The sequence below is a fragment of the Fibrobacter sp. UWB4 genome (assembly GCF_002210345.1).
Taxonomy (GTDB): Bacteria; Fibrobacterota; Fibrobacteria; order Fibrobacterales; family Fibrobacteraceae; genus Fibrobacter.
Window position 1 is genome coordinate 907,767 of record NZ_MWQI01000001.1, and the last position, 13,642, is coordinate 921,408.

Below are 13,642 nucleotides of genomic sequence, written 5' to 3' on the forward strand. Positions count from 1 at the left end.
CACGGTGGGCACAAAACTAATAACTAAAGACTAACAGCCAATGACCATTGACTAATGACTATCGGCTAATAATTAGAACAAACTAGCGGGAGGATTGTTGTCGTCCAATCCTGGAACATCCGGATTCTGGGGGATGTTTGCAAGTGGGTCTTCCGGTTCAACGATCAAGTTGTAATAGACATTGTTCTTGAGCTCGTCTTCGATGTAGAAGAGTGTGCCGCCCATTGCGCTGCCGCATCCGGCGCAAGCACCCTGGTAACGGATTTGCAGGCGGTTGTCGTCTGTCAAGTCGAGAATCTGCACATCGCCACCGTCGCCTTGGAGCGTTCCGCGGACGGTCTGGTGGAGCCATGCTTCAATCTTTTCGATCTTTTGAGCCTTGGTGAGCGCGTTCCATTCGGCATCGGCTTCGGCACGGCCTTCTGCGGTTTGCGTACGGTACTTGATGCGTTCCATCTTCTCGCGAACGATAATTGCTGTAGCTTTCTTTTCGGGGTAGACGAGCAGAATTTTCGAGATGAGCGTGTTCATCTGCTTGATTTCTACGGCGTCTTCCGGGATGGCTCGCACGTCCGGCGTGTCGCGCAGTTCTTCTTCGAGGCTTTCGGCGGTAATCTTGCAGGCGTCATCGACCGTCGCCATCTGAATCTTGCGGCAGAACGAATCGGCAAGGGCTGTAAAGAGCGGGCCGCCGTACGTAAAGAATCGCGTTTCCAGAATTTTGTCGCATTCCGGGTCGATCATCAGGTAGACCTTGAGGCTCGCTTCCTTCACATCGACTAGGGCGAGGCCTTTTTCATCGGCTTCAATCTGGAAAATAGCCCCACGGTACTTGGGTGCTTTGGCAATATCTTGTAATTTCTGAGAAAATTTTGCGCTTTGTTCTTCGTTCATGCGCGCTAATTTAGAAATTTATGACGCTTTTGGGGAGGGTTTTGTAAAACCTAGCGTAAATATAGGGTTTTGGTATGAGAAAAAGATATGCCCGCGCTATGGCGGGCACTCTAAATCAGTATCACCGTCATGTTGAGTGGCTTAGCCACGAAACATCCAGTTATTTCTTGTCATGCAAGATTTAACTGGATCCTTCACCCTTGCTGGGTTCAGGATGACGCCGAGGGGCGCGACGCTCGCCTCCTACGCGTTGCGCTTTTCAAGCGCTAGCCTTAGCGGCTCGGTCATAGAAAAATGCAAGCATTTTTCTGCGACTCTCGCCTTATCAGGCTTTAATTATAGTATCCTTGGCGAGGACGACGATGCCGGATTCGGTCACGTGGAAGAGCTGCTTGTCGCGTTCCAGGTCGTAACCAATCTGGAAACCGGCCGGAATATGCAAGCCCTTTTCAACGATGGCGCGACGCACCTTGGCACCCGGGCCAATCGTCACGTTCGGGAAGAGGATGGATTCTTCGACGAGAGCGTCCTTCTGGATGGTGACACCCGGCGAGAGAATGCTCTTCACAACCGTACCACCACCGATAATGCAGCCTGCAGAAACGATGGAATCGACGGCTGCGCCCTGATGGCTTTCGTTGTCGCCCGCAAAGAAACGTGCTGGCGGCTGGTTCCAGTTGTATGTGCGGATCGGCCAGTAGTTGTTGTAAAGATCGAACGGCGGATTTTCAGAGCAAAGGTCCATGTTGGCTTCGAAGAATGCGTCAAGCGTACCCACGTCGCGCCAGTAGCCCTTCGTAGAAGCCTTTTCGCCACGCACGATGTTCGTGTTGAAGTCGTAGACGTACACCGGGTATTCCTTGTACAAGCGCGGAATGATGTGTTTGCCAAAGTCCGTTGCACCGTCGTTTGCGCCCTTCAAGAGTTCGCGTACGAGGAACTTGCTTGTGAAAAGGTAGTTGCCCATGCTGGCGAGGCACCAACCCGGACGGTTCGGCATCTGCTTCGGTTCCTTCGGCTTTTCTTCGAAACCGATCATGCGGTTGTCCGCGTCAATCTCGATAATGCCGAATTCGCGAGCTTCTTCGACCGGCACTGGAATAGCCGCAATCGTGAGGAGGGCCGCACGGCTCAAGTGGAAATCAATCATCTGGTTGATGTCCATCTTGTAAATGTGGTCGCCACCGAAAATTGCCACGAGGTCCGGGCGTTCGTCGGTAATCAAGTTGATGTTCTGGAAAATGGCGTCGGCAGTACCGCGGTACCATTCATCGCCAGTGCGCATCTGTGCAGGAACAAGGTCTACATACTGGTCTAGGCTTGCGTTCAGGCTCCAGGCGGCAGAAATGTGCTTGTTCAATGAATCGCTCTTGAACTGCGTCAAAACCTTGATCTTGAAAATGCCGGAGTTGATGAAGTTGTTAAGAACAAAGTCGATAATGCGGTAGGTTCCGCCAAAGTGTACGGCGGGTTTTGCACGGTCGCGGGTGAGGGGCTGCAGACGGCTCCCTTGTCCACCAGCCATGATCATGCAAAGGATATTCTTTTGATGTTCTCTTGAGTATGACCAGCTCATGAAATTCCTCTGTAAATTCTATTTCGTAATAACTGCCCATAAAATACCATTTTTTTTGCTAAAAACATTAAAATTTTGAATTTTTGTTAAAAAAAACAAACCGAAATAGGCGGTTCGCGGTAAAAAACGTTTTGAAAGGGTGGTACCCGTTTAAAACTTCCTACTGTCAACTTCCTACCGCCAACTAATCCCTAAAATTCATTGACCAATACCCATATTTTTTGCTATCTTGTAGCGCGTTCGAAATATCTCGAAATCTAACACGTTAAACCAATAGGAGCTCATAATGAGTCTTACTCTTAACGATATCAAGCACCCGAAAATCAGTACTTGGGTGAATGAAATGATTGCCATGTGCGAACCGGACAACGTCGTCGTCGTTGATGGTTCTCAGGAAGAATATGATGCCCTCATGCAGAAGTGCGTCAAGGCTGGCCTCGCAACGAAGCTTGCTAAGAAGGAAAACTGCTACTTGTTCCGTTCTCTTCCGTCTGACGTGGCTCGCGTCGAATCCCGTACGTTCATCTCCTCCGTCAAGGAAGAAGATGCAGGTCCGACCAACCACTGGATCGACCCGTCTGAACTCAAGCAGACGATGCGTAAGCTCTACAAGGGTTGTATGCACGGCCGTACCATGTACGTGATCCCGTTCTGCATGGGCCCGCTCGGCTCCCCGATTTCCAAGAACGGTATCGAAGTCACTGACTCCGAATACGTCGTTCTCAACATGGACATCATGACTCGCGCTGGCAAGAAGGTTCTCGATATCTTCAACGCTGACGTGAACGCTGAATTCGTTCCGTGCCTCCACTCCGTTGGTAAGCCGCTCCGCGAATGCGAAAGCGACAACGGCATCTGGCCGTGCGCTGACGTTGAATATAAGTACATCACGCAGTTCCCGGAAGAACGCCTCATTTGGTCCTACGGTTCCGGTTACGGTGGAAACGCCCTCCTCGGCAAGAAGTGCTTTGCTCTCCGCATTGCTACCGTTCTCGCTCGCGACGAAGGCTGGCTCGCTGAACACATGCTCATCCTCAAGCTCACCAACCCGAAGGGCGAAGTCAAGTATGTGACTGGCGCATTCCCGTCTGCTTGCGGTAAGACGAACCTCGCCATGCTCATCCCGACTATCCCGGGCTGGAAGGTCGAAACCATCGGTGACGACATTGCATGGATGAAGTTTGGCAAGGATGGCCGCCTCTATGCTATCAACCCGGAAGCTGGCTTCTTCGGCGTTGCCCCGGGTACTTCTGCAGAATCCAACAAGAACGCTCTTGTTTCTGCTGAAAAGAACACGATCTACACGAACTGCGCTCTCACTGAAGACGGCGACGTGTGGTGGGAAGGCATCGGCTACCCGGCACAGGGCAAGCTCGTTGACTGGAAGGGCAAGACCCGTGACGCTCTCCCGAAGGACAAGGCTCCTAAGGGCGAAGAAATGGCTCACCCGAACGCTCGCTTCACCGCTCCGGCTAAGCAGTGCCCGTGCATTGCTAAGGAATGGGAAGATCCGGCAGGCGTGCCTATCTCTGCAATCCTCTTCGGTGGCCGTCGTCCGTCCACCATTCCTCTGGTCCACCAGTCCCTCAGCTGGAACCACGGCGTGTTCCTCGGCTCCATCGTTGGTTCCGAAATCACGGCTGCCTCTACGATTGACGCCTCTCAGGTCGGTAAGATCCGTCGCGACCCGTTCGCAATCCTCCCGTTCTGCGGCTACAACATGGGTGACTACTTCAAGCACTGGATCGAAATCGGTCAGAAGTCCACTGAAGACAAGCTTCCGAAGATCTTCTACGTGAACTGGTTCCGCAAGGATGCCAACAACGAAAAGCTTCCGGGTGGCTTCATGTGGCCGGGTTACGGCGACAACAGCCGCGTGCTCGCTTGGATCTTCGACCGCTGCAACGGTGTTGACAACGCTGTCGAAACTCCGATCGGTTACATGCCGAAGGAAGGCGCCATCAATACTGATGGTCTCGCTGACTACTATAAGGAAACCCTCCCGCAGATCACGAAGGTTGACGTGGAAGGCTGGAAGAAGGAACTCGCTGACGTTAAGGAAAACCACTATCCGAAGTTCGGCAAGCACCTCCCGAAGGAACTCTCCGAAATCATCGACATGATCCAGGACCGTTTGAATAAGGCATAATTGTTGCCGCGGCCTAAGGTCGCGACACTCTGCTGTGTCTAGTTCCTAGCGAACTTAAATACCCTTGCGATGAAAGTCGCAAGGGTGTTTTTGTATAAAGTCGTTGGTTTGGCTTTAGAGAAGCTTTGTTCTAAAACTCTTCCTTATTCAAATTTTGTCGTTATATCAAGCGTATCGCCGCGACCATATTGGTCCTTGTAGACAAGTTTCCACGAAATTGTGGTGTCTTTATAGGCTTGAATTGTTGTATTGATGAGTTCGTAATTGACTACTTTAGCTTTTTCCGGCAAAGACGAGTAATAGCATGTGCCTGGGTAGAAGTTGTACATTATTCGTGACGAATCTTGTTGACATGTCTTTTCACCTGTAGTCTTGTTTGTAAATAAATTTAATTGAATATACCAATCTTTGGGGCTTTTGTGTGCTTCCGGAACATAAGCGTCTTCGAGGTCCAGAGTTAGGCTATCCGGCAAACCAATAGCTTCCAGATAATAATTTGAACTGAACGAGAGTAGTATTGAACAAGGGTTTCCAGAAATTTTTGAAAAAAGCTTTGCTACGGAATCTCGTTTGAATGTTGGTATTTTTGCAGTGGGTATGTAATGGACTAAAGCTTCTTTGCCAAAGTTTAAATTCTGGTAAGTCGTATCGTAAATGGTGTCTTTGTAACCGGGGCATTCGATAGGATTATCATAGGCGTCTTTACAATACAATACTCGATCATAAACTTGATCACAGTCGTAATTGGTCACTCGACGGCAACTAAAGCTAGAATCTTTAACGTTACAATCCGAAGCGTTCCATTCGCTTGTATCTCCGTTAAATTCCTGAATGCGGTATATCGTCACATTTTGGTGTAGTGTGCTATCTGCAATCGAAGCGTAATCTTCAAGGGGAATCTCTTTTGCGGGTTCCGCGCTATGGATCCTGTTTTCGTCATTTGTACATGCAAATAGACTAAATGATAGGCAAATTAATGATATAGACGTGAATTTACAGGATGTCTTCATTTTTTACTCCAAGTGGAAACTCCTTCTGTAAATAAAAATAGATAAAGTTCGTACGAAAAACAATAATTTGTGTGAACGGATTATAAAGAAATTCAGTAAAAGATGTTTATAAGATAAACCTAATACTATAAAATAGCCCAAATAGGCTATTGAGTTTGTTGTAATGTTGTGGTAATTTTATTGTATCATTGTAATTCATAACAAGGTTTATCTATCGAGGGAAAAATGGAAGAAAATGAAAATAAGTTAGCGTCAAGTGTATATACGCGTATAAAAAATCATTATGAAGCGTTGCGCAGTGATATTGGGCATGATCAAAGACGCTCTTCTGAATACGGCTTTGCAAATTGTAAATGTTGCATGACGAATTATCCAGATATTCAATCTGTTTGGTCTCAGAAAAATTACAAGTTTTTAGAAAACGCATATGATCCTAAAGATTGCAATGATGCCAACAGTCATTTGTGCGTTCACCCGAACCTCTGGGAAAACGGTGCCAGTAACCATTTATCGGGTGTGTTTGAAGTTTTAAAGGATAAAATTTATCAGGTTCGTGGGTATGACATGTCCAACATTACTTTCGTAAGGAGTAACCCTAATGGGAACGATGCTCCTCGTTGGTTTGTTATGGATACGCTGATGAGCAACGAATGTACAGACGCGGCGATGATACTGTTTGAACGGTACTTGCGGCAGGATTTGTTAAAATCAACGTATCCTGATTACATGCTGAAAGGTTCTGTTGTCGGCATGATTATCAGCCATTCCCATATTGACCATTATGGCGGTATGGAAACCGTTATGGATTACTTTATCGATCCCAAGAATCCTGACAATAAAGGGAAAATCATCGAAAATAGCGATGATGAAGATGATGGGAAAAACACCGAAAATGCCAAAGAATCCAAGGATGACGTAAAAAAAGTCGCCAACTGTTTTATCCTTGCGCCCGCAGGTTTTTACGACCATGCCGTCAGCGAAAATGTTTACTTGGGCAATGCCATGGGGCGCAGGGCCTCTTATCAGTATGGAAGTTTCATCAAGCCGAAGAACGATAATGATCTCTGCGGCGAAATCAGTATCGGCATTGGGCAAGGGCAGTCTACCGGGAAACCTTCCGCAGTGGGTCGGCCGACAATCGAAATTTCGGAAAATGTCAAATTGCAACTTGACGAAATTGTTGTTGAATGCCAGTTGACTCCGGGAACAGAAGCTCCTGCCGAAATGAACAATTATATTCTAGATTATAAGGCTTTGTGGCTTGCTGAAAACTGTTCTGGTACGTTGCACAACCTCTACACTCTTCGTGGTGCAGAAATTCGCGATGCAAAGGCTTGGGCGCATTTCTTGATGGAAGCCGCCGTTAAATATGGCAATGATGCCAAGGTTATTTTCCAGAGCCATAACTGGCCTCACTGGCAAAATGATACAACTGGAAAAGTTGTAAACAAATCGGTTCCTACAGTTGATATCCGTAACTTTATTATCGAAACTGCGGCCATTTACAAGTACATCCACGATCAGACGCTCCTTTATATGAACATGGGCTACAAGATGAATGAGGTCGCGGACATGCTCGTATTGCCGAGGGGTATGCAGAAAAATTGGACCCTTAAGCCATTTTACGGGACGCCTGTACATAATGCGAAAGCCGTGTATCAGAAATATCTTGGTTGGTACGATGCCAATCCGATCCACCTTCAGGAACTTCCGCCAGAACAGTTGGCCAAGGAAACTCTTCGTTATGTGATGGCCGGGAGCCGTGAAAAGATGCTGTCCATGATTGGCGAAGATATCGCTAAAGGCAACTACTGGATTGCGGCCTACATGTCGAACCAGATGATTCTTTCTGGCGACTGCGACGACATCGCAGACAATGTCAGGAATCTTTGCGCTACAGCGTTGCGACAGCTCGGTTACCAGAGCGAATCGGGAACTTGGCGTAATGCATACTTGAGCGCTGCATACGAACTTGTTAACCCCAAGCTTCAGCCGGATCAGGATAAGTCCGACCAGTTGGCTCAAATGCCTCCAGAAACATTACTTGATTATATATCGATTTTCTTTGACGGTGAATTGGCGGCAGCAAAAGTCGATTGTGATAAAGTCCTTGCGGTCCTGAAGGACAATAATTATACGTATTTCACGTTTGTCGTTAAGAACGGTGCAATTCTCTATTACGAAATCACGGCTAATGAATATAACAGCTCTAAAAGTAAAATTGATGTCACTTTTGATGAACTCAAGAGCGTTGCTGTCGGCGCGTATAAAGGTAAATGTGGTGTCCTTCGCGATATATCTAACGCCTTGATAAATGTCGCAAGTTACAAGCGCTTTAAATATTTCGATATAGTTGGTCGGCATGATAGCGAAGTGATGGTGCGTAACGGTAAAACTTTTGATTTGAAAAAAGAAGTATATGACTGCATCCAGCTGCTTGAAAAATATGTCGGAAAGCTCGAAAATGAAAAATCTGTTGTTGTTCTTTCTAACGTTGATAAGCTTTGCTGGCACAATTATTACCAGCTGTTGAAAAAGGACACTCGTGTTACTCTTGATGGCGATTTCTTCATCCCAGGTGACGAAACCATGGGCATTGGAAATGATGGCAAATTTATGCAGTATGAATTGTACTATACCTTGTACACTCTTTATAGATACTTGTACCGTAGCTATTTAAAGAATGATTACGGCTATAAAGGGAACAACTTTGACGAAGAATCTTTTGCAAAGTTGAAACAAAGTATTGTACTGCTTGAAACGTATGTTGCCGATTATTACCTTGGTGATTCTGAATCGAAAGTTTATTTTGAAAAGGGCGATTTTGAAGCATGGCGCTACCTGAACAATTATACCACTCCATTGTTGGAACAGTCCCCGTTCAGAATTGCAAATTTCTTCAAGGAACTTTACAAGCGCTATAAAGAGCTTTCGTGCGAAATTAAATCTACCGTGAAAAATTTCTTCTTGGAGTCCATCAAGGGCAATAAAGAATGGATCAAGGTCTATAATGCATCACACAGCAGGATCCAGTGCAACAATGTTGAATTGAACGGCGTAAGCCAAAATGATTCCATTGTTGTCGATGTAGCCCATATCAAAGATGTTGCAATTGTAGAATCTTTCTACGAGACTGGTAAAGAGAAATTTGTCACTGGTAGACTTGTCTATCGAAAATAGTTGAATTTACTCCTAGCAGTAAAATCCTAGACCGTAGTTTTATAGACTACGGTCTTTAACGTTTATTCAAAATGACGACTGCCGAGAGAATGAGGAAAATGCCGAGTCCAGAGAGCAACGTCAATGCTTCAGAGAAATAGGTGATGCCGACAATTGTCGCGACCATGGGTTCGACGGTAGCGAGAATGCCCGCCTTGCTCGCTTCTACATTGCGCAGCCCGAGTGTGTACAGAAGGAACGGAATTACGGCCGTGAGTAGTGCCGTGAGTAAGCTCAATAGAACGAGTCCGTTAAAGTCCGTGGCGTTAGAAAATTTGGATAACATATCGACAGGATGGTTGATGAACCAAGACCCGATGGCGGCAATCAAAAATGTATAGGTCGTGACGGTGTAGGGCGAATACTTGCGTAATGCGACTGTCCCCAGGATGCTGTAAAGTCCATAGCCAATGCTGGAGCCAAGACCGAACATCAGCCCTGTTGCGGTAATCCCACCGCCGGAAAATCCTGAAACTAGGACGCAGCCGGCAAAAGCCAAGGCGAGTGCGATGACCTTTCGGCTGTTAATCTTTTCGTGGAAGAGTACCGCCGACATCAGCATAATCCAGATGGGCGAGGTGTACAGGAGTATTGCCGCCGTAGAAAGAGGCATGATCGTGATGGCCGAAAAATAGCAGACCGTAAAGAGCAAAATGCTCCCGAGGCCAAGTCCCAGGAAAAGCGGAATGTCCCGCAGAGAAATCTTGAAACCAGCGCGATTCTTGATGAACAAAATCAAGGAAAAGAATAAAGCGGCAAGCGTAATTCTTATGGACACAATCTGGATGGCGCTAAAGCCGAATTCGGCAAGCTTCCGGACGAAAATGCCCATGCATCCCCAAAAGCTAGCAGCAATAATGATTAGAATCGGTCCGATTTTTTGATGTGTCAATTTATCCATAGGACATTAAATCTAGTATATATAAAGTTTTTGCTATTGTCATTTTATCAAAACGAATTCGATTTTAGCTGTTTAAAAAGCGATTTTCCAAATTTATTTTATAGTAAGTTAGGTTCAAATGGGAGGCTTTATGACTTTTTCAATTAAGGGAATTTCTCTTTTTGTGGGTTCCATCGCATTTTTTGGCACCCTTGCCAGTGCTGCAACGATAAACGTTGACATAGGCAAAGAATACCAACGTATCAGCGGCTTTGGCGCCGCATCAGCATGGGCCGGTTCCATCACCGACAAAAATGCGGCCTTCCTTTGGGATTCCACTAGCGGCGCAGGACTTACGCTGCACCGCATCCGTATCGCCCCGGACGGCACCACTTCCGAAACAAGTATCGCCAAAAAAGCGAGTGAATATGGCGTCAAAGTCTGGGCTGCCCCATGGACATCCAGATACACCGTAAATTACGACGGCGACAAAAAGCATTTGGATTTCAATCACGCCCAGGACTGGGCAAACACCATCTTGAAGTTTACGCAAGATATGCGTAAAGCTGGAGTCAACCTGTACGCGATTTCGTCGCAAAACGAACCCGACGGCACCGGCGATAACCACTACGAACCCGATGAATTGGCCCGTTGGGTTGGTGACTATCTTGGCCCGACCCTTGATACCACGGGCATCAAAATCATTGGCACAGAAGCCATCAACTGGTACGGATTTCCTAATTACAAAAAAGCATTCTTCAACAATCCCGCCGCCTTAAAATACACGGACATTTTTGGAACGCACGAATACGGTGGAGACCCCGCCGCTTACCCTGAAATTCACGAAGCCGGCAAGGAATTCTGGGAAACCGAAGTCTACGATCTCGGAAGCAATAAGGAAGACGTTGGCATGGGAAGCGCACTCCGCGTTGCAAACATGATCCACGATGCTCTTACAATTTCGAATATGAACGCTTGGCATTTCTGGTGGATTTATTCTTGCAGTGAACCCAGCTGCGGCAACGGAGCCCTCTGGCCGCAAGGACAAGGCAACCCCGACAATGTGGAGCCTACCAAGCGACTCTGGGTCATGGGGAACTTCAGCCGCTTCGCGCGACCCGGCTCTTGGAGAATCGACGCTACCAAGAATCCCGAAAGAGATGTAAAGGTCACCGCCTACCGCGATTCCCTCAAGACGAAAATCGCAGTCGTCATTCTCAATTCCAAGAACGAAGAATTCAAGGCGGACTTTGACTTCGGAAGCACAAAAATTGGAAACTTCAAGCCTTACGTCACCGATGACAACAACAACCTCAAGGAAGGGAACGAAGTCAAGGTAGACGATACAAAGTGCAGTTACAGCGCCCCAGCCCGCAGTGCAACGACCGTCGAATTCATTCTATGGCAAGAGCCAAAGGTCGAGCCTCCCAAAGATTCTACAGCATCAATTGCTTTCGGTAGACTTTCTGTTCCCCAAAGCCGTCAAAGCTCATATAAAGTATTTAGCCCGATTGGCTCGTTTATCGGCGAATTTCAGGCCGAACATATCGGCGAACTCCGCAACGCCATGACAAGCGCGGGCTTAGGTCGCGGCGTATACATGGTTAAATGCGGGAATGCAAAGACGCAACGGATGGTGTTGAGATAGCGCGATTACCATCGGCTCTCGATAAATTCCTTGAAAGGCTTTGTTAACGGATCGTTGCTGTAGCTTTTTCAATTTCATCGAAAAAACGTTTGGTGGCGTCTGCATTGGCTTTGCGGGCGTCTTCAGCGGCTTCCCTCATAATTTGGGCAAGCTTTTCGTCGCAACACTCGTTTTACACGTTTTTCCTTGGTGAGAGTCATCAGCGGGATAAAGCTACTTCAAGTTTTCTATAAAAGAATTGAGAAGCGTTTCGCTGATATGCCTTTTGGACATCCGAAGAATTTCTGCGCAAGCCAATGCTTCTTCCTTATTTAACAATCCATTCTCGTTGGCGGCAATCAAGATTCCAATCGTGCCGGTGATGCGAAGCTTCATCGTCGTGGCTACATGCCTTGCACGAACTTCATCAACAATCAAAAGATCGCTTTTGTTTTCGTCAGAATAAACGATGGCTTCGCTTTCGCCAAGGTCTAAGCCCGTTATACGCATCAGCATGCCGACGGCATTGCTGTTGCTGACAGAAACCCTTTTGAAAAATTCACAAGACTTCACCTGCTCGGCTTCTTCTAGAAACGCCTGGTTTGAAGTCAATTCTTCGTAAACGGCCTCAGGAAGCAGGACCTCGCCAAACAGTTTTCCAAGAATGTCAAGACGGTTGATTTTAAGGAAAGAGATTATCGGAGTTGCATCAGATACGACAATCATTCTTACCTCTTGGAAAGGAGTTCCATGACGTTGGCGGCATCCTGCTTGGCTTCATCCCAGCTCTGGTCGATATAGGGAATGCCCTCGCTTCCGTATAGTTCGATAAGTTCCCATTTGGAAATGCCCAAAATTTCAGCGGCACGCCCATGGGAAATAGTCTCGTTCTTGATAAACGGATACAACAGCAACGCATTGCGACGGAGTTCGTCGCTCTTGTTATCGCACACCATAAGGTCTGCAATATCTTCTGGAATGTCTATTGTTACTGTCTGCATAGGATTCCTCCCTCCCCAATATACATTTTTGGGGGCGAAAACGCAAGTTTGGGAAGATGTGGCGTCTAAATACGCTTGTTTCTATGCAAAACATTCACAAATTTGTACAACTTTGTCTCGTAAATTACAGAAAATGGGCGTTTCCACATATATATGTGCGGTCGGGCTATATTCTAGGGGCAATCGCCTGCGCTTACGCTTGTCGCCAGCCTCCTAGAACCAAGCCTCGCTCCGCGAGTCTTGTCCCCAAAGGGTCACTATCCCTAGCGCATAAAATATTTTTAAGTCCAAAAAATGTATATTGAGAATAATCAAAGTGAGAATGGCTATGCCGCAAACCGATATCAATAAAACTTTTAATTTCGTTTTAGATGAGTATAAAAGAAATACTCCAGACAGTGAGTTGATTGATGATGTTAAAAATGTTGCTGCAAAACTGGACAAGAAATCGGTGACAATAGCTGAATATGAACAGAACGGAAAATTCCACCCTTGCACATTGCAACGCCGTTTTGGTTCTTGGTTTAAGGTTCTAGAAATTTGCGGCTTAGAACCCAGTAGAAGTAAGCTAAACATTTCTAAGGAAGAACTGTTTTCTAATTTAGAGAGAATTTGGATTAGCTTAGGAAGGCAACCGAGATATAATGAAATTAAAAAGCCTTTTTCAAAATATTCTGCGGGAACATATGAAAATAAGTTTGGTAGTTTTCATGAAGCTTTAGAGTCGTTTGTTGCTTATATGTCAAATGGGTCTGAAAGTAGCCAAAATGATTCGAGTGAGAATGTTTCTTTTATTGAAAATAAAACGGCTTCAAAGATTGCTCACAAAACAAAAAGGGAAATATCCGACAGACTTCGTTTCCAAATTTTAATGAGAGATGGTTTTACATGTAAAACTTGTGGACGTAGTCCAATTAATGAAAAAGGTGTGAAATTACATGTTGACCATATTGTTCCTTGGTCCAAAGGCGGGGAAACAATTCCAGATAATTTGGAAACAAAATGTGAACAATGTAATCTTGGCAAAGGGAATGCTTTTGTTGACAAAAAATAGAAAAGATTATAAAAAAGGAATTTCGTAACGGAATTCCTTTTTCTATGCTAAAGGAGATTCCGGCACGGAGGCCGGAATGACATTTGTGAGCAGGGGCAAGCCAGGCGTTGCGGGCTGGCGTCTGAAGCCCGCTAGAAAAGGTAGCGGAAGACCCGGCTTGGGTGGGGTATAAAAAGGAGAAGCCCGCTTGCGCGGGCTTGACACTAAGGGTGGGACGGGGCTGAAGCGAGGG

At 46.3% G+C, this 13,642-nt stretch carries 10 protein-coding genes; 4 read left to right on the top strand and 6 right to left on the bottom strand.

All coding sequences use genetic code 11. The features are described 5' to 3' along the window. Nucleotides 1-72 precede the first annotated feature (72 nt). Both B7990_RS03880 and glgC read right to left on the bottom strand, forming a co-directional pair. Nucleotides 73-894 (bottom strand): NifU family protein, encoded by an 822-nt coding sequence (locus B7990_RS03880; RefSeq protein WP_088639698.1) that lies wholly within the window; start codon nucleotides 892-894, stop codon nucleotides 73-75. 325 nt (nucleotides 895-1,219) lie between these two features. Beyond that, a complete protein-coding gene (glgC, locus tag B7990_RS03885; RefSeq protein WP_014544985.1) occupies nucleotides 1,220-2,470 on the bottom strand; it encodes a glucose-1-phosphate adenylyltransferase in 1,251 nt (416 codons plus the stop codon). A gap of 286 nt (nucleotides 2,471-2,756) precedes the next feature. Between glgC and B7990_RS03890 the strand changes: the two genes are divergently transcribed. Then, complete coding sequence (locus tag B7990_RS03890) at nucleotides 2,757-4,619, top strand: phosphoenolpyruvate carboxykinase (GTP) (protein WP_088639699.1); 1,863 nt, start codon at nucleotides 2,757-2,759, stop codon at nucleotides 4,617-4,619. A 143-nt stretch (nucleotides 4,620-4,762) separates the two neighbouring features. Here B7990_RS03890 and B7990_RS03895 read toward each other — a convergent pair whose 3' ends face one another. Beyond that, a complete protein-coding gene (locus B7990_RS03895) occupies nucleotides 4,763-5,629 on the bottom strand; it encodes a hypothetical protein (RefSeq protein WP_088639700.1) in 867 nt (288 codons plus the stop codon). Between the two features lie 360 nt (nucleotides 5,630-5,989). Here B7990_RS03895 and B7990_RS03900 point away from each other — a divergent pair, with 360 nt between their 5' ends. Beyond that, entirely contained in the window at nucleotides 5,990-8,809 is a 2,820-nt protein-coding gene (locus tag B7990_RS03900) for an alkyl/aryl-sulfatase (RefSeq protein ID WP_254917310.1), read from the top strand. A 55-nt stretch (nucleotides 8,810-8,864) separates the two neighbouring features. Here B7990_RS03900 and B7990_RS03905 read toward each other — a convergent pair whose 3' ends face one another. Then, nucleotides 8,865-9,749, bottom strand: a complete 885-nt coding sequence (locus B7990_RS03905; RefSeq protein WP_088639702.1) for a DMT family transporter — start codon at nucleotides 9,747-9,749, stop codon at nucleotides 8,865-8,867. Nucleotides 9,750-9,879: 130 nt separating this feature from the next. Here B7990_RS03905 and B7990_RS03910 point away from each other — a divergent pair, with 130 nt between their 5' ends. Next, the gene (locus B7990_RS03910) at nucleotides 9,880-11,376 is read left to right on the top strand and encodes a glycoside hydrolase family 30 beta sandwich domain-containing protein (protein ID WP_088639703.1); all 1,497 of its coding nucleotides are present in this window, start codon (nucleotides 9,880-9,882) and stop codon (nucleotides 11,374-11,376) included. 213 nt (nucleotides 11,377-11,589) lie between these two features. Here the strand turns inward: B7990_RS03910 and B7990_RS03915 are convergent, their stop codons facing one another. Next, nucleotides 11,590-12,081, bottom strand: coding sequence for a DUF3368 domain-containing protein (locus tag B7990_RS03915; RefSeq protein ID WP_088639704.1), 492 nt, complete (start codon nucleotides 12,079-12,081; stop codon nucleotides 11,590-11,592). 2 nt (nucleotides 12,082-12,083) lie between these two features. Then, entirely contained in the window at nucleotides 12,084-12,356 is a 273-nt protein-coding gene (locus B7990_RS03920; RefSeq protein WP_088639705.1) for a UPF0175 family protein, read from the bottom strand. Nucleotides 12,357-12,678: 322 nt separating this feature from the next. Between B7990_RS03920 and B7990_RS03925 the strand changes: the two genes are divergently transcribed. Further along, on the top strand, nucleotides 12,679-13,410 hold the full coding sequence (locus B7990_RS03925) for a homing endonuclease associated repeat-containing protein (protein ID WP_088639706.1): 732 nt from the start codon (nucleotides 12,679-12,681) through the stop codon (nucleotides 13,408-13,410). Nucleotides 13,411-13,642: the final 232 nt, after the last annotated feature.

Bases quoted from the DNA above. Each gene is read 5' to 3' on its own strand.
- B7990_RS03910 (WP_088639703.1), top strand. From the start codon at position 9,880: ATGACTTTTTCAATTAAGGGAATTTCTCTTTTTGTGGGTTCCATCGCA.
- B7990_RS03920 (WP_088639705.1), bottom strand. From the start codon at position 12,356: ATGCAGACAGTAACAATAGACATTCCAGAAGATATTGCAGACCTTATG.
- glgC (WP_014544985.1), bottom strand. From the start codon at position 2,470: ATGAGCTGGTCATACTCAAGAGAACATCAAAAGAATATCCTTTGCATG.
- B7990_RS03895 (WP_088639700.1), bottom strand. From the start codon at position 5,629: ATGAAGACATCCTGTAAATTCACGTCTATATCATTAATTTGCCTATCA.
- B7990_RS03925 (WP_088639706.1), top strand. From the start codon at position 12,679: ATGGCTATGCCGCAAACCGATATCAATAAAACTTTTAATTTCGTTTTA.
- B7990_RS03890 (WP_088639699.1), top strand. From the start codon at position 2,757: ATGAGTCTTACTCTTAACGATATCAAGCACCCGAAAATCAGTACTTGG.
- B7990_RS03915 (WP_088639704.1), bottom strand. From the start codon at position 12,081: ATGATTGTCGTATCTGATGCAACTCCGATAATCTCTTTCCTTAAAATC.
- B7990_RS03900 (WP_254917310.1), top strand. From the start codon at position 5,990: ATGACGAATTATCCAGATATTCAATCTGTTTGGTCTCAGAAAAATTAC.
- B7990_RS03905 (WP_088639702.1), bottom strand. From the start codon at position 9,749: ATGGATAAATTGACACATCAAAAAATCGGACCGATTCTAATCATTATT.
- B7990_RS03880 (WP_088639698.1), bottom strand. From the start codon at position 894: ATGAACGAAGAACAAAGCGCAAAATTTTCTCAGAAATTACAAGATATT.